Raw genomic sequence first — 13,441 nt, 5'->3', positions numbered from 1 at the left:
TTATATTCATGCGTCGCATATGAAAGTTTATTCATAACAGTAAATATCTCTCCATTCTTAGTGATCTATCTCACCTTTTAAACGCGCTTGCCGAATTTTGTTATTTACTCTGACGAAAAATTGTCACGATACACGAAAGTTTTTCACAGGCGGCGACTCATGGATAAAGAACGCATCATTCAGGAATTTGTGCCCGGCAAACAGGTCACGCTGGCGCATCTCATCGCGCATCCCGGCGAGGAACTGGCGAAGAAAATCGGCGTTCCGGATGCGGGCGCAATCGGCATTATGACGCTAACTCCCGGCGAAACGGCGATGATCGCCGGTGATTTAGCGCTGAAAGCTGCCGATGTGCATATCGGTTTCCTCGACCGTTTTAGCGGCGCACTGGTGATTTATGGTTCGGTGGGCGCAGTAGAAGAAGCGTTATCACAAACCGTCAGCGGTTTAGGACGCTTATTAAATTATACGCTGTGTGAAATGACCAAAAGTTAATACGAGGCATTCATGAAACGAATTGCGTTTGTGGGTGCCGTCGGGGCAGGAAAAACAACGTTATTTAATGCGTTGCAGGGGAATTATACCCTCGCCAGAAAAACACAGGCCGTGGAATTTAATGATAAGGGCGATATTGATACGCCGGGTGAATATTTTAGCCATCCCCGCTGGTATCACGCCTTAATTACCACGCTACAGGATGTGGACATGCTGATTTATGTCCACGGCGCGAATGACCCGGAAAGCCGATTGCCTGCCGGGTTGCTGGATATTGGTGCCAGCAAACGGCAAATCGCCGTCATCAGTAAAACGGACATGCCGGATGCTGACGTCGCAGCAACGCGAAAGTTATTGCTTGAAACTGGTTTTGAAGAGCCGATTTTCGAGCTAAACAGCCACGACCCGCAAAGCGTGCAGCAACTGGTGAATTATCTGGCATCTCTCACCGAACAGGAGGAAGCAGGTGAAAAAACTCATCACAGCGAATGATATTCGTGAAGCACATGCGCGCGGCGAACAGGCAATGTCTGTGGTTCTGCGCGCCAGCATTATTACCCCGGAAGCCCGCGAAGTGGCGGACTTGCTGGGGTTTACCATCACCGAATGCACTGAATCGACGCCAGTAGCGGCATCTGTTCCCGTCAGCGTGCCTGCCGATAAAACTGAAAGCCAGCGTATCCGCGAAACCATCATCGCCCAGCTGCCGGAAGGCCAGTTTACCGAAAGCCTGGTCGCGCAGCTGATGGAAAAAGTGATGAAGGAAAAACAGTCGCTGGAGCAGGGGGCAATGCAGCCGAGTTTTAAATCGGTGACCGGCAAAGGCGGCATCAAAGTTATTGATGGCAGCAGCGTGAAGTTTGGTCGTTTCGATGGCGCGGAACCGCACTGCGTAGGCTTGACTGATCTCGTGACCGGAGACGACGGCAGCAGCATGGCCGCCGGTTTTATGCAGTGGGAGAACGCCTTCTTCCCGTGGACCCTGAACTACGACGAAATCGACATGGTACTGGAAGGGGAGCTTCATGTTCGCCATGAAGGCGAAACCATGATCGCCAAAGCGGGCGACGTGATGTTTATCCCGAAAGGCTCCAGCATCGAATTTGGTACGACATCCAGCGTGAAATTCCTGTATGTCGCCTGGCCGGCTAACTGGCAATCCCTATGAAAGATTTCATCACCGAAGCATGGCTAAGAGCGAACCATACGCTCAGCGAAGGCGCAGAGATCCATCTCCCTGCGGACAGTCGCCTGACGCCCTCTGCCCGGGAGTTACTGGAAAGCCGCCATCTGCGCATCAAGTTTATTGACGAGCAGGGCCGCCTGTTTGTTGACGATGAACAGCAGCAGCTACAGCCCGTTCACGTGCTGACCAGTAGTGATGAACATCCGCAGGCGTGCTGCGAACTGTGTCACCAGCCAGTGGCGAAAAAGCCGGACACGCTGACTCACCTGTCGGCGGAAAAAATGGTCGCCAAAAGCGATCCGCGCCTGGGTTTTCGCGCTGTTCTCGACAGCACCATTGCGCTGGTAGTGTGGCTGCAAATTGAACTGACAGAACCGTGGCAGCCGTGGCTGGCGGATATCCGTTCGCGTCTTGGCAACATTATGCGTGCCGATGTGTTGGGCGAACCGCTGGGCTGCCAGGCGATTGTCGGGTTTTCTGACGAAGATCTGCATCGACTTTCTCACCAGCCACTACGTTATCTCGACCACGATCATCTGGTGCCGGAAGCCAGCCACGGACGTGATGCGGCGTTGCTGAATCTGCTACGCACCAAAGTGCGGGAAACCGAAACCGTAGCGGCGCAGGTGTTTATCACCCGCAGTTTTGAAGTATTACGCCCGGACATCTTACAGGCGCTGAACCGCCTTTCCAGCACGGTCTACGTGATGATGATTTTGAGCGTAACGAAGCAGCCGCTAACGGTGAAACAGATCCAACAACGACTGGGAGAGACGCAATGATTATTGAACGTTGTCGTGAACTGGCGTTGCGAGCGCCCGCCAGAGTAGTTTTTCCGGATGCGTTAGATCAACGTGTGCTGAAAGCTGCGCAATATTTACATCAACAAGGTCTGGCAACGCCCATTCTGGTCGCCAATCCGTTTGAACTTCGTCAGTTTGCGCTCAGCCACGGCGTGGCGATGGACGGGCTACTGGTGATTGATCCTCATAGCAACCTCGCAATGCGGGAAGAATTTGCTCATCGCTGGCTGGCCCGCGCGGGCGAAAAAACGCCGCCGGATGCGCTGGAAAAACTTACCGATCCGCTGATGTTCGCCGCCGCAATGGTCAGCGCCGGTAAAGCGGATGTCTGTATCGCGGGCAACCTCTCTTCCACGGCGAATGTGCTGCGTGCCGGATTACGCATTATCGGCTTGCAGCAAGGCTGTAAAACGCTCTCCTCCATTTTCCTGATGCTGCCACAGTACAGCGGTCCAGCGTTGGGCTTTGCCGATTGCAGCGTAGTGCCACAGCCGACGGCGGCACAACTGGCGGATATCGCGCTTGCCAGCGCCGAAACCTGGCGAGCCATCACCGGAGAAGAGCCGCGGGTGGCGATGTTGTCGTTCTCCAGTAACGGCAGCGCCCGTCACCCCTGCGTTGCCAACGTCCAGCAAGCGACAGAAATCGTCCGTGAGCGCGCACCGCAGCTGGTCGTCGATGGCGAGTTGCAGTTTGACGCCGCCTTTGTGCCAGAAGTGGCGGCGCAAAAAGCGCCAGCCAGCCCGCTACAGGGCAAAGCCAATGTGATGGTTTTTCCGTCGCTGGAGGCGGGAAATATTGGCTACAAAATCGCACAACGACTTGGCGGATATCGTGCCGTCGGGCCATTGATACAAGGACTTGCCGCGCCGATGCACGATCTTTCTCGTGGTTGTAGCGTGCAGGAAATTATCGAGCTGGCGCTGGTGGCAGCTGTGCCGCGTCAGACAAAAGTGAACCGCGAAAGCAGTTTACAAACACTGGTTGAATGAACGGTCCCGTTCTGGACCCCTATAAAGAGGAAAACACAATGGAAGCATTAGGAATGATCGAAACCCGGGGCCTGGTTGCACTGATTGAGGCTTCTGACGCGATGGTGAAAGCTGCGCGCGTCAAGCTGGTTGGTGTTAAGCAGATTGGCGGCGGCCTGTGTACTGCCATGGTTCGTGGTGATGTTGCAGCCTGTAAAGCCGCAACCGATGCCGGTGCCGCAGCGGCACAGCGTATCGGTGAACTGGTATCCGTACATGTTATTCCGCGTCCGCACGGCGATCTGGAAGAGGTCTTCCCGATCGGCCTGAAAGGCGATAGCAGCAACCTGTAATCACCCTGTGTGACGTCGATCCGGGCGTCACGCTCTCTCCTTTTTCAGTTTACCTTCCGCGGAGGGTAGGGGGAGCTTTTACCTGAAATACGCCACGGAGGCGGGTATGAAACTGGCAGTCGTCACTGGACAAATTGTTTGTACCGTACGCCATCACGGACTGGCGCATGACAAATTGCTGATGGTGGAAATGATTGATCCACAAGGTAATCCTGACGGGCAATGCGCCGTCGCCATCGACAATATTGGCGCGGGAACCGGGGAGTGGGTGTTGCTGGTGAGTGGCAGTTCCGCCCGCCAGGCGCATAAAAGCGAAACGTCACCGGTCGATCTGTGCGTAATTGGCATTGTCGATGAGGTGGTCTCTGGCGGTCAGGTAATTTTCCACAAATAAGGCAGAACATCATGAATCAACAGGATATTGAACAGGTGGTGAAAGCGGTACTGCTGAAAATGCAAAGCAGTGACACGCCGCCCGCCGCCGTTCATGAGATGGGCGTTTTTGCTTCCCTGGATGACGCCGTTGCGGCAGCCAAAATTGCCCAGCAAGGGTTAAAGAGCGTGGCAATGCGCCAGTTAGCCATTGCCGCTATTCGTGAAGCAGGCGAAAAACACGCCAGAGATTTAGCGGAACTTGCCGTCAGTGAAACGGGTATGGGCCGCGTAGAAGATAAATTTGCCAAAAACGTCGCTCAGGCACGCGGTACGCCAGGCGTTGAGTGCCTCTCTCCACAGGTGCTGACCGGTGACAACGGCCTGACTTTAATTGAAAACGCGCCCTGGGGCGTGGTGGCTTCGGTGACGCCTTCCACTAACCCGGCGGCAACCGTAATTAATAACGCCATCAGCCTGATTGCCGCGGGCAACAGCGTCATTTTTGCCCCGCATCCGGCGGCGAAAAAAGTCTCTCAACGGGCTATTACGCTGCTCAACCAGGCGATTGTTGCCGCAGGCGGGCCGGAAAACTTACTGGTTACTGTGGCCAATCCGGATATCGAAACCGCGCAACGTTTGTTCAAGTTCCCGGGTATCGGCCTGCTGGTGGTGACCGGCGGCGAAGCGGTAGTGGAAGCGGCGCGTAAACACACCAATAAACGTCTGATTGCCGCAGGCGCTGGCAACCCACCGGTAGTGGTGGATGAAACCGCCGACCTCGCCCGTGCCGCTCAGTCTATCGTCAAAGGCGCTTCTTTCGATAACAACATCATTTGTGCCGATGAAAAGGTGCTGATTGTTGTTGATAGCGTAGCCGATGAACTAATGCGTCTGATGGAAGGCCAGCATGCGGTGAAACTGACCGCAGAACAGGCACAGCAGTTACAACCGGTGTTGCTGAAAAATATCGATGAGCGCGGAAAAGGCACCGTCAGCCGTGACTGGGTGGGTCGCGATGCGGCGAAAATCGCGGCGGCAATCGGCCTGAACGTGCCGCAAGAAACGCGCTTGCTGTTTGTAGAAACCCCCGCAGAACATCCGTTTGCCGTGACCGAACTGATGATGCCAGTGCTGCCGGTCGTGCGCGTCGCCAACGTGGCGGATGCCATTGCGCTGGCGGTGAAACTGGAAGGCGGTTGCCACCACACGGCGGCAATGCACTCGCGCAATATCGAGAACATGAACCAAATGGCGAACGCCATTGATACCAGTATTTTCGTTAAGAACGGACCGTGCATTGCCGGGCTGGGGCTGGGCGGGGAAGGCTGGACCACGATGACCATCACCACGCCAACCGGTGAAGGGGTAACCAGCGCGCGTACGTTTGTCCGTCTGCGTCGCTGTGTATTAGTCGATGCGTTTCGCATTGTTTAAGGAGTAACCGATGGCGCACGACGAACAATGGCTTACCCCGCGTCTGCAAACGGCGGCAACGCTGTGTAACCAGACGCCCGCCACCACGGAGTCTCCGTTGTGGTTAGGGGTGGATCTGGGCACCTGCGATGTGGTGTCGATGGTTGTCGACGGCGACGGTCAGCCGGTGGCGGTATGCCTCGACTGGGCCGATGTGGTCCGCGACGGCATCGTCTGGGATTTCTTCGGTGCAGTTACGATTGTTCGTCGCCATCTCGATACCCTCGAGCAGCAATTTGGTCGCCGTTTTAGCCGTGCGGCGACTTCATTTCCACCAGGTACGGATCCGCGTATTTCCATCAATGTGCTGGAGTCTGCCGGGCTGGAAGTGAGCCATGTGCTGGATGAGCCAACCGCAGTCGCGGATCTACTGCAACTGGACAACGCCGGTGTAGTGGATATTGGCGGCGGCACTACCGGAATTGCCATCGTGAAAAAGGGCAAGGTGACTTATTCAGCGGATGAAGCGACCGGCGGACATCACATTTCTCTGACTCTCGCCGGAAATCGCCGTATTTCGCTGGAAGAGGCAGAGCAGTACAAGCGCGGTCACGGTGACGAGATTTGGCCTGCGGTGAAGCCGGTGTACGAAAAAATGGCGGACATTGTTGCCCGGCATATTGAAGGGCAGGGCATTACTGATTTATGGCTGGCGGGCGGCTCCTGTATGCAACCGGGCGTGGCGGAACTGTTTTGCAAACAATTCCCGGCGTTACAGGTGCATCTACCGCAGCACAGTTTGTTTATGACCCCGCTGGCGATCGCCAGTAGCGGGCGAGAGAAAGCGGAGGGGATCTATGCAAAATGAATTGCAGACCGCGCTCTTTCAGGCGTTCGATACCCTGAATCTGCAACGGGTAAAAACATTTAGCGTTCCACCGGTGACGCTTTGCGGTCCGGGCGCGGTGAGCAGTTGCGGACAGCAAGCGCAAACGCGTGGGCTGAAACATCTGTTCGTGATGGCAGACAGCTTTTTGCATCAGGCAGGGATGACCGCCGGGCTGACGCGTAGCCTGGCCGTTAAAGGTATCGCCATGACGCTCTGGCCATGTCCGGTGGGCGAACCGTGCATCACTGACGTGTGTGCCGCCGTGGCGCAGTTGCGTGAATCAGGCTGTGATGGGGTGATCGCGTTTGGCGGTGGCTCGGTGCTGGATGCGGCAAAAGCCGTGGCGTTGCTGGTAACGAATCCCGATAGCACGCTGGCAGAAATGTCAGAAACCAGCGTTCTGCAACCGCGCCTGCCGTTGATTGCCATTCCAACTACCGCCGGAACCGGCTCTGAAACCACCAATGTAACGGTGATTATCGACGCGGTGAGCGGGCGCAAGCAGGTGTTAGCACATGCCTCGTTGATGCCGGATGTGGCGATTCTCGACGCCGCGCTGACCGAAGGTGTGCCGTCGCATGTCACGGCAATGACCGGTATCGACGCGTTAACTCATGCCATTGAAGCGTACAGCGCGCTGAACGCTACACCGTTTACAGACAGCCTGGCGATTGGCGCAATTGCGATGATTGGTAAATCACTGCCGAAAGCAGTGGGTTACGGTCATGACCTTGCCGCGCGCGAGAGTATGTTGCTGGCTTCATGCATGGCGGGAATGGCATTTTCCAGTGCCGGACTTGGGTTATGTCACGCGATGGCGCATCAGCCGGGGGCGGCGCTGCATATTCCGCACGGTCTGGCGAACGCCATGCTGCTGCCCACGGTGATGGAGTTTAACCGGATGGTCTGTCGCGAACGGTTTAGTCAGATTGGTCGGGCGCTGCGAACTAAAAAATCCGACGATCGTGACGCTATTAACGCGGTAAGTGAGCTGATTGCGGAAGTCGGGATTGGTAAACGACTGGGCGATGTTGGTGCGGCATCTGCGCATTACGGCGCATGGGCGCAGGCCGCGCTGGAAGATATTTGTCTGCGCAGCAACCCGCGTACCGCCAGCCTGGAGCAGATTGTCGGCTTGTACGCAGCGGCGCAATAAATGCCGGATGCGACGCCTGTCGCGTCTTATCCGACCTGGGGGATTGCACATGTAGGGCGGATAAGGCGTTCACGCCGCATCCGCCAATGGCGCGGTGCAAGTGCCGGATGCGACGCTTGCCGCGTCTTATCCGACCTGGGGGATTACACATGTAGGGCGGATAAGGCGTTCACGCCGCATCCGGCAATTAATTACAACTAACAGGGAGTAAAGGCGATGGGAATTAACGAAATCATCATGTACATCATGATGTTCTTTATGCTGATAGCTGCCGTAGACAGGATCTTGTCGCAGTTCGGCGGTTCGGCTCGTTTCCTCGGTAAGTTTGGTAAAAGTATCGAAGGATCGGGCGGCCAGTTCGAAGAAGGCTTTATGGCAATGGGCGCACTGGGCCTGGCGATGGTCGGTATGACCGCACTGGCACCAGTACTGGCCCACGTACTTGGGCCGGTGATTATCCCGGTTTACGAAATGCTCGGCGCAAACCCGTCAATGTTCGCTGGAACACTGCTGGCGTGCGACATGGGCGGCTTCTTCCTCGCGAAAGAGCTGGCGGGCGGCGATGTGGCAGCGTGGCTATACTCTGGGTTAATTCTCGGATCGATGATGGGGCCAACGATTGTGTTTTCCATTCCGGTGGCGCTCGGCATTATCGAACCTTCTGACCGTCGTTATCTGGCGCTCGGCGTGCTGGCGGGCATTGTGACCATTCCGATTGGCTGTATTGCTGGTGGTCTGGTGGCTATGTACTCCGGTGTGCAGATCAACGGTCAGCCGGTGGAATTCACCTTTGCCCTGATCCTGATGAACATGATCCCGGTACTTATCGTTGCGGTGCTGGTGGCGCTGGGGCTGAAATTCATCCCGGAAAAAATGATCAACGGCTTCCAGATCTTCGCCAAATTCCTCGTTGCATTGATCACCCTCGGTCTTGCTGCCGCGGTAGTGAAATTCCTCCTTGGCTGGGAACTGATCCCCGGTCTGGATCCTATCTTTATGGCCCCTGGCGATAAACCCGGTGAAGTGATGCGCGCCATTGAAGTTATCGGTTCTATCTCCTGCGTGCTGTTAGGGGCGTATCCGATGGTGCTGCTGCTGACCCGCTGGTTTGAAAAACCGCTGATGAGCGTCGGTAAAGTGCTGAATATGAACAACATCGCGGCAGCCGGCATGGTGGCAACGCTTGCCAACAACATCCCGATGTTCGGCATGATGAAGCAGATGGATACCCGCGGCAAAGTGATCAACTGTGCCTTCGCCGTTTCCGCTGCTTTCGCCCTGGGTGACCATTTAGGCTTCGCCGCTGCCAACATGAACGCCATGATCTTCCCGATGATTGTCGGCAAGTTGATCGGCGGCGTTACGGCGATTGGCGTGGCGATGATGCTGGTGCCAAAAGAAGACGCGACCGCGGCTAAAACCGAAGCGGAGGCACAATCGTGAACACTCGCCAGCTACTGAGCGTCGGTATCGATATCGGCACTACCACCACCCAGGTGATCTTCTCCCACCTGGAGCTGGTTAACCGTGCGGCGGTGTCGCAGGTGCCGCGCTACGAATTCATCAAACGCGAAATTAGCTGGCAAAGCCCGGTGTTCTTTACCCCTGTCGATAAACTGGGCGGTTTAAAAGAAGCGGAACTGAAAACCTTAATCCTCGAGCAATATCAGGCTGCGGGCATTGCGCCGGAAAGCGTTGATTCTGGTGCCATCATCATCACCGGTGAAAGCGCGAAAACCCGCAATGCTCGCCCGGCGGTGATGACGCTCTCCCAGTCGCTTGGCGATTTTGTCGTCGCCAGCGCCGGGCCGCATCTCGAATCCGTGATCGCCGGTCACGGTGCCGGGGCGCAAACCCTTTCTGAACAACGGCTGTGTCGGGTACTGAATATCGATATTGGCGGTGGCACCGCGAACTACGCTTTGTTCGATGCCGGAAAAATCAGCGGCACCGCTTGCCTCAACGTCGGCGGTCGCCTGCTGGAAACCGACAGCCAGGGGCGCGTGGTTTACGCTCATAAACCGGGGCAGATGATAGTGGATGAGTGCTTCGGTGCAGGCACTGACGCCCGTTCGCTGACCGGCGCGCAGCTGGTGCAGGTTACCCGGCGGATGGCGGAACTGATTGTCGAAGTGATTGACGGAACGCTCTCGCCGCTCGCGCAGGCATTGATGCAAACCGGTTTGCTGCCCGCAGGTGTTACGCCCGAAATCATTACGCTTTCTGGCGGCGTGGGCGAATGTTATCGCCACCAGCCCGCCGACCCGTTCTGTTTTGCCGATATCGGCCCGCTTCTGGCAACGGCGCTGCATGAGCATCCTCGTCTGCGTGAGATGAACGTGCAGTTTCCGGCGCAAACCGTACGCGCCACGGTGATTGGCGCGGGTGCACATACCCTTTCGCTCTCTGGCAGCACAATCTGGCTGGAGGGCGTACAACTGCCGCTGCGCAATTTGCCGGTGGCGATCCCAATTGATGAAACGGATCTGGTGAGTGCCTGGCAACAGGCGCTGATTCAGCTGGATCTTTGCCCCAAAACTGACGCGTACGTGCTGGCGCTTCCCGCCTCGCTGCCTGTGCGTTACGCCGCGGTACTGACGGTCATCAACGCGCTGGTCGATTTCGTCGCGCGTTTTCCGAATCCGCATCCCCTGCTGGTGGTGGCCGGGCAGGATTTTGGTAAAGCTCTGGGCATGTTGTTGCGCCCACAGCTACAACAACTCCCGTTGGCAGTCATTGACGAAGTGATTGTCCGCGCGGGGGACTATATCGACATTGGTACGCCTCTTTTTGGCGGATCGGTTGTGCCGGTGACGGTGAAATCACTCGCATTTCCTTCCTGAGGGAACGACTTATGAAACTAAAGACCACATTGTTCGGCAATGTATATCAGTTTAAGGATGTAAAAGAGGTGCTGGCTAAAGCCAACGAACTGCGTTCGGGGGATGTGCTGGCGGGCGTTGCAGCGGCAAGCTCACAGGAGCGCGTGGCTGCAAAGCAGGTGTTGTCGGAAATGACCGTAGCGGACATCCGCAATAATCCGGTGATTGCCTATGAAGATGACTGCGTGACGCGACTGATTCAGGACGACGTTAACGAAACGGCCTACAACCAGATTAAAAACTGGAGCATCAGCGAACTGCGTGAGTATGTGCTGAGTGATGAAACCAGCGTTGACGACATTGCTTTTACCCGCAAAGGGCTGACCTCGGAAGTGGTCGCGGCGGTAGCGAAGATTTGCTCTAACGCGGACCTGATCTACGGCGCGAAGAAAATGCCGGTAATCAAAAAAGCCAATACAACTATTGGTATTCCGGGCACCTTCAGCGCCCGTTTGCAGCCAAACGATACCCGCGACGACGTGCAAAGTATCGCCGCGCAAATCTACGAAGGGCTTTCTTTCGGGGTGGGCGATGCGGTGATCGGCGTTAACCCGGTGACTGACGACGTGGAAAACTTAAGCCGCGTGCTGGATACCATCTATGGCGTGATCGACAAATTCAACATTCCAACCCAGGGCTGCGTGCTGGCGCACGTCACCACCCAGATCGAAGCGATTCGTCGCGGTGCGCCGGGCGGGCTGATTTTCCAGAGTATCTGCGGCAGTGAAAAAGGGCTGAAAGAGTTTGGCGTAGAGCTGGCGATGCTCGATGAAGCACGCGCAGTGGGCGCAGAGTTTAACCGTATCGCCGGGGAAAACTGCCTCTACTTCGAAACCGGGCAGGGTTCTGCGCTATCGGCGGGCGCTAACTTCGGTGCAGATCAGGTAACGATGGAAGCGCGTAACTACGGGCTGGCACGTCATTACGATCCGTTTATCGTCAACACCGTAGTGGGCTTTATTGGGCCAGAGTATCTCTACAACGACCGGCAGATTATCCGTGCGGGCTTAGAAGATCACTTTATGGGCAAACTGAGCGGCATTTCTATGGGCTGTGACTGCTGCTACACCAACCACGCTGACGCTGACCAGAACCTCAACGAAAACCTGATGATCCTGCTCGCCACCGCAGGCTGCAACTACATCATGGGGATGCCGCTGGGCGATGACATCATGCTCAACTATCAGACTACGGCCTTCCACGACACCGCCACTGTGCGTCAGTTACTCAACCTGCGCCCGTCACCGGAGTTTGAACGCTGGCTGGAAAGCATGGGCATTATGGCAAACGGTCGCCTGACCAAACGGGCGGGCGATCCGTCACTGTTCTTCTGATGACGCGGAGATAACACATCATGGATCAAAAACAGATTGAAGAAATTGTACGCAGCGTGATGGCGTCAATGGGACAAGCGGCCCCCGCGCCGTCAGAAGCAAAATGCGCCACTACCACCTGTGCGGCACCGGTGACCTCGGAAAGCTGCGCGCTGGATTTAGGTTCCGCGGAAGCAAAAGCGTGGATTGGCGTTGAAAACCCGCATCGCGCAGACGTATTAACAGAACTGCGCCGCAGCACCGTGGCTCGCGTCTGTACCGGTCGTGCTGGTCCGCGTCCGCGTACCCAGGCGCTGTTGCGTTTCCTGGCCGATCACTCTCGTTCGAAAGACACCGTACTGAAAGAAGTGCCGGAAGAGTGGGTGAAAGCGCAGGGCTTGCTGGAAGTCCGCTCTGAAATTAGCGACAAAAATCTCTATCTGACTCGCCCGGATATGGGCCGCCGCTTGTGTGCAGAGGCTGTTGAAGCGCTGAAAGCGCAGTGTGTTGCCAATCCGGACGTACAGGTGGTTATTTCCGATGGTCTGTCTACTGATGCGATCACCGTGAACTATGAAGAGATTCTGCCACCGCTGATGGCGGGCCTGAAACAGGCCGGGTTGAAAGTCGGCACACCGTTCTTTGTGCGTTACGGTCGCGTGAAGATTGAAGATCAGATTGGCGAACTTCTTGGCGCGAAAGTGGTGATCCTGCTGGTGGGTGAACGTCCGGGGTTGGGGCAGTCAGAAAGTCTCTCCTGCTACGCCGTTTACTCGCCGCGTATGGCAACCACCGTTGAGGCCGACCGTACCTGTATCTCTAACATTCACCAGGGCGGCACGCCGCCGGTTGAAGCCGCAGCCGTCATTGTGGATTTGGCGAAACGTATGCTGGAGCAGAAAGCATCCGGCATCAACATGACCCGATAAGGAGGCATCATGCCAGCTTTAGATTTGATTCGACCGTCGGTAACCGCCATGCGGGTGATTGCCTCTGTTAACGCCGAATTTGCGCGTGAACTGAAATTGCCGCCGCATATTCGTAGCCTCGGGCTGATTTCTGCTGATTCCGATGACGTCACCTACATTGCGGCTGACGAAGCGACCAAGCAGGCGATGGTTGAAGTCGTGTATGGTCGCTCGCTGTATGCGGGAGCCGCACACGGCCCGTCACCGACTGCCGGTGAAGTGCTGATTATGCTCGGGGGGCCAAACCCGGCGGAAGTGCGTGCTGGTCTGGATGCGATGGTTGCGCATATTGAAAATGGCGCGGCTTTCCAGTGGGCTAACGACGCGCAAGATACGGCATTCCTGGCACATGTAGTTTCGCGTACCGGTTCTTATCTCTCATCAACCGCCGGGATCACGCTTGGCGATCCGATGGCGTATTTGGTGGCACCGCCGCTGGAAGCGACCTACGGCATTGATGCAGCGTTGAAATCTGCCGACGTGCAGCTGGTGACCTATGTCCCGCCACCGTCTGAAACCAACTACTCGGCAGCATTTTTAACCGGTAGCCAGGCCGCGTGTAAAGCAGCCTGTAACGCCTTTACCGATGCAGTGCTGGAAATCGCGCGTAATCCAATCCAGCGTGCGTAACGGAGGT

Annotated in this window: 15 protein-coding genes; all 15 read left to right on the top strand. The window is 56.3% G+C overall.

Going from position 1 to position 13,441, the window contains the following annotated elements:
• The first annotated feature begins 159 nt into the window (after window positions 1-159).
• The 15 genes from eutS (at window position 160) to eutL (ending at window position 13,434) form a co-directional block, all read left to right on the top strand.
• Window positions 160-495, top strand: coding sequence for an ethanolamine utilization microcompartment protein EutS (eutS, locus tag BGE37_RS14845; RefSeq protein WP_000356956.1), 336 nt, complete (start codon window positions 160-162; stop codon window positions 493-495).
• A 12-nt stretch (window positions 496-507) separates the two neighbouring features.
• On the top strand, window positions 508-987 hold the full coding sequence (eutP, locus tag BGE37_RS14840; RefSeq protein WP_105288159.1) for an ethanolamine utilization acetate kinase EutP: 480 nt from the start codon (window positions 508-510) through the stop codon (window positions 985-987).
• Window positions 962-1,663, top strand: coding sequence for an ethanolamine utilization acetate kinase EutQ (gene eutQ / locus BGE37_RS14835; protein WP_000733930.1), 702 nt, complete (start codon window positions 962-964; stop codon window positions 1,661-1,663). Before eutP ends, eutQ begins: the two co-directional genes overlap by 26 nt.
• The gene (eutT, locus tag BGE37_RS14830; protein WP_000651275.1) at window positions 1,660-2,463 is read left to right on the top strand and encodes an ethanolamine utilization cob(I)yrinic acid a,c-diamide adenosyltransferase EutT; all 804 of its coding nucleotides are present in this window, start codon (window positions 1,660-1,662) and stop codon (window positions 2,461-2,463) included. The genes eutQ and eutT overlap by 4 nt, the downstream gene beginning before the upstream one ends.
• Window positions 2,460-3,476 carry a phosphate acetyltransferase gene (pta, locus tag BGE37_RS14825; protein WP_105288158.1) on the top strand — a complete coding sequence of 339 codons (1,017 nt, stop codon included), beginning with the start codon at window positions 2,460-2,462 and terminating at the stop codon, window positions 3,474-3,476. Before eutT ends, pta begins: the two co-directional genes overlap by 4 nt.
• Window positions 3,477-3,514: 38 nt before the next feature.
• Window positions 3,515-3,808, top strand: coding sequence for an ethanolamine utilization microcompartment protein EutM (gene eutM / locus BGE37_RS14820; RefSeq protein ID WP_000387713.1), 294 nt, complete (start codon window positions 3,515-3,517; stop codon window positions 3,806-3,808).
• A gap of 106 nt (window positions 3,809-3,914) precedes the next feature.
• On the top strand, window positions 3,915-4,202 hold the full coding sequence (eutN, locus tag BGE37_RS14815; protein ID WP_000762196.1) for an ethanolamine utilization microcompartment protein EutN: 288 nt from the start codon (window positions 3,915-3,917) through the stop codon (window positions 4,200-4,202).
• A gap of 11 nt (window positions 4,203-4,213) precedes the next feature.
• A complete protein-coding gene (locus tag BGE37_RS14810; protein WP_105288157.1) occupies window positions 4,214-5,617 on the top strand; it encodes an aldehyde dehydrogenase family protein in 1,404 nt (467 codons plus the stop codon).
• A gap of 10 nt (window positions 5,618-5,627) precedes the next feature.
• Window positions 5,628-6,464, top strand: a complete 837-nt coding sequence (eutJ, locus tag BGE37_RS14805; protein ID WP_088541225.1) for an ethanolamine utilization protein EutJ — start codon at window positions 5,628-5,630, stop codon at window positions 6,462-6,464.
• A complete protein-coding gene (eutG, locus tag BGE37_RS14800; protein WP_047643791.1) occupies window positions 6,454-7,641 on the top strand; it encodes an ethanolamine utilization ethanol dehydrogenase EutG in 1,188 nt (395 codons plus the stop codon). The genes eutJ and eutG overlap by 11 nt, the downstream gene beginning before the upstream one ends.
• A 216-nt stretch (window positions 7,642-7,857) precedes the next feature.
• Window positions 7,858-9,084, top strand: coding sequence for an ethanolamine utilization protein EutH (gene eutH, locus BGE37_RS14795; RefSeq protein ID WP_000512386.1), 1,227 nt, complete (start codon window positions 7,858-7,860; stop codon window positions 9,082-9,084).
• Window positions 9,081-10,484: an ethanolamine ammonia-lyase reactivating factor EutA gene (gene eutA / locus BGE37_RS14790; RefSeq protein ID WP_001097435.1), complete on the top strand. Its 1,404-nt coding sequence runs from the start codon at window positions 9,081-9,083 to the stop codon at window positions 10,482-10,484. Before eutH ends, eutA begins: the two co-directional genes overlap by 4 nt.
• Before the next feature lie 11 nt (window positions 10,485-10,495).
• Complete coding sequence (gene eutB / locus BGE37_RS14785; protein WP_000769961.1) at window positions 10,496-11,857, top strand: ethanolamine ammonia-lyase subunit alpha; 1,362 nt, start codon at window positions 10,496-10,498, stop codon at window positions 11,855-11,857.
• A 20-nt stretch (window positions 11,858-11,877) separates the two neighbouring features.
• Window positions 11,878-12,765 (top strand): ethanolamine ammonia-lyase subunit beta, encoded by an 888-nt coding sequence (gene eutC / locus BGE37_RS14780; RefSeq protein ID WP_000372324.1) that lies wholly within the window; start codon window positions 11,878-11,880, stop codon window positions 12,763-12,765.
• Window positions 12,766-12,774: 9 nt separating this feature from the next.
• Window positions 12,775-13,434, top strand: a complete 660-nt coding sequence (gene eutL, locus BGE37_RS14775) for an ethanolamine utilization microcompartment protein EutL (protein WP_001111043.1) — start codon at window positions 12,775-12,777, stop codon at window positions 13,432-13,434.
• Window positions 13,435-13,441: the final 7 nt, after the last annotated feature.

Origin of the sequence: Escherichia sp. MOD1-EC6300 (assembly GCF_002965045.1) — a bacterium.
GTDB lineage: Bacteria > Pseudomonadota > Gammaproteobacteria > Enterobacterales > Enterobacteriaceae > Escherichia > Escherichia coli_F.
This window is presented reverse-complemented; position numbering and strand designations above follow the sequence as displayed.